The organism is Corallococcus sp. AB049A (assembly GCF_003668885.1).
GTDB classification, from domain to species: domain Bacteria; phylum Myxococcota; class Myxococcia; order Myxococcales; family Myxococcaceae; genus Corallococcus; species Corallococcus interemptor.
This window is the reverse complement of record NZ_RAWL01000725.1, coordinates 1-2197: the sequence shown is the minus strand read 5'-3', so window position 1 is coordinate 2197 and position 2197 is coordinate 1. Positions and strand designations below refer to the sequence as shown.

Genomic DNA, 2197 nt, shown 5'->3' with positions numbered 1-2197 from the left:
ACCTCCGCCTCCACCGTTGCCGCCATTGCGGCCGCTGGCCCCTGTCTGCTGGTCCTGCCAGACCGCTTCAGGACGCATGAGGCCCGGTCCCGCGCCTCCATCCATCCCCGGTGTGCCCTCATGCCCATCGGGACCGCGGCTTCCGGTTCCACCGTCTCCTGCCTCGCAGTTGCAGCGGTTGTTGACGCATGCATCCACGGTGCCCACCGCGCCACGCGTTCCTCCCGTGCCGCCATCGACGTCCGGGGTCCCGGTCGCGCCGAGCCCCCCGCTGTTGAGGATGCCACCGCCACCACCGCGGCCGCCTTCGAAGGCGCCCTCGCAGCTCGCGATGCCTCCATCTCCGCCCTCGGGCGAGTTGGTGAGCGTTCCGTCGTCGCCCGGGAAGCCCTGGCCGCCGGCCACTCCCGCGTCACCCGCCGGGCCATCCGTGCCATTCGCGCCTCGGCCCGCCTCCACGATGGAGTCGCGCAGCCGCAGCTCCTGCACGTTCACAGCGCGAAGCGCGACGGACGGAGCTCCCGAGGTGCCAAGCGTGGTCGAGCGGATGTGGATCCGGTCGAAGAGCACGGGGCCCTTGATGACGTTTCGCACCGTGACCGCGTACGGCGCGCCCACGAGGACACTGCTGGCTTCACTCTTCGGACGCAGCCAGTTCGTCCCGCTGTGCTCATAGCCGCCATGCAGGGACACGGGCACCGTGACCTCCAGGGGCGTGGGCTCGGAGTACGTTCCCGTCGCGAGGTACACGAGGCTCTTGCCGCCGTCGGACTGGCCGACCAACTGGAGCGCTCGGGAGACGGTCTTCAGCGGTGCGTCCCGGGTACCCTGGGTCCCCACGTCGTCACTCCCCGACAGCGGATCCACGAAGAAGCCCAGCGCGGGGTCACCATCCACGCCATCGCAGTCCGTGTCCTTCCCCAATTCGTCGGGGAAGTCCGGCCCGCTGCTCGGGACGCAGTCATAGCCCGCGTCACCGGCATCGCCCGCGTCGCTACCTCCATCTCCACCACCACCGCCGTCCTTCACGTCACAGCGGCCCGCGTCCTGGCATTCCTCATAGGCCGCGTCGAAGTCCTGGCAGCCACCCATGCCGAGCACCGCACCGAACACCGCGCTCAGCGCGCCGACCTTCCAGAGGTTTCGCATGGTTCTCCCCGAGCTCACTGCCACGTCCCGGCCAGACTCAAACCACCGCCTTGCGGCGTGAGCGTCACGGACGGCTGAACGTTCGTCTCTTTCACCGGCAGGAAGTACATCAGCGCGCCCGCCGCGATGGCCGCCGCGCCCACGCCAATCCCCACCACGCCAATCGTCTGCGCGCGCTTGCCGGAGTTCTTCACGTCCTGCCCGTCCGGCAGCGGCCCCGTGCCCTCGGTCAGCTCGTTGTACTTGCCGCGCGACTGCACGAAGAACACCGTCCCCACGCCCGCGAGCACCACGCCGCCCGCCGCCGGCACCCAGGCCCACTTGCGCCGTCCCGGCGTCTCCACCGTCGGCGTGTCCGTCAGCCCCAGCTCCGTGGGCGGCTGCACGCCCGGCGTCAGGTCCGGCCCCGGCACCGGCTGCTTCACGCCCGGCGTCACGTTGGGCGTCTGCTGCGCCACCGGCGGCGTCACCGGCGGCGCCACCGGCTCCGGACGCAGGACCCGCAGCGTGCGCGGCACCACCACGTCCAGCGACTTGTTGAGCGCGTCCAGCACCTGGTCCTCGCTCACGCCGGGGACGGACTGCTCCACCAGCGGCGCGCCGTCCTGCGCCGTGTACACGCGCACGCCCGCCTTGTACGCGTTCAGGTACGGGCCAATCTCCGTCACCATCACCACGTCCGTCTTCGCCGCCACGCCCAGCGACGCGATGCAGGACGGCTGCGTGCGGTTGCAGCGCATCATCGCCGTGCGCTTCCTCTTCGGCAGCGTGCGCGTCACGTCCTCCACGCGGATCACCTCCAGGCCCCGGGCCTTGAGCTGCTCGGCCACATGCTCCTGGGCGGTTCCAACGAGGTAGCGCGGCGTTCCCCGCGTCACGTCCGTGGGCGCCAGCAACACGGTGACGGGTTTCGCGGAGGAGGGAGGCGCGGGCGCCTGGGCGACCACCAGGGTGAGCGCGGCGAGGAAGGGGATCAACACGGGAGCACTTTCTCCCTGACCCGTCCTCCTCGCAAGGTCAGGATTCGCGGACCCGCGTGGTGGGACAG

General features: G+C 70.8%; 2 protein-coding genes. Both read right to left on the bottom strand.

Features of this window, described 5'->3' with window-relative positions:
* The coding region (locus D7X55_RS38720; protein WP_121725652.1) for a DUF1565 domain-containing protein at positions 1-1149 on the bottom strand (1149 nt) is incomplete at its 3' end.
* A gap of 14 nt (positions 1150-1163) precedes the next feature.
* Positions 1164-2129: a hypothetical protein gene (locus D7X55_RS38715; protein WP_120553176.1), complete on the bottom strand. Its 966-nt coding sequence runs from the start codon at positions 2127-2129 to the stop codon at positions 1164-1166.
* Between the last annotated feature and the right edge of the window lie 68 nt (positions 2130-2197).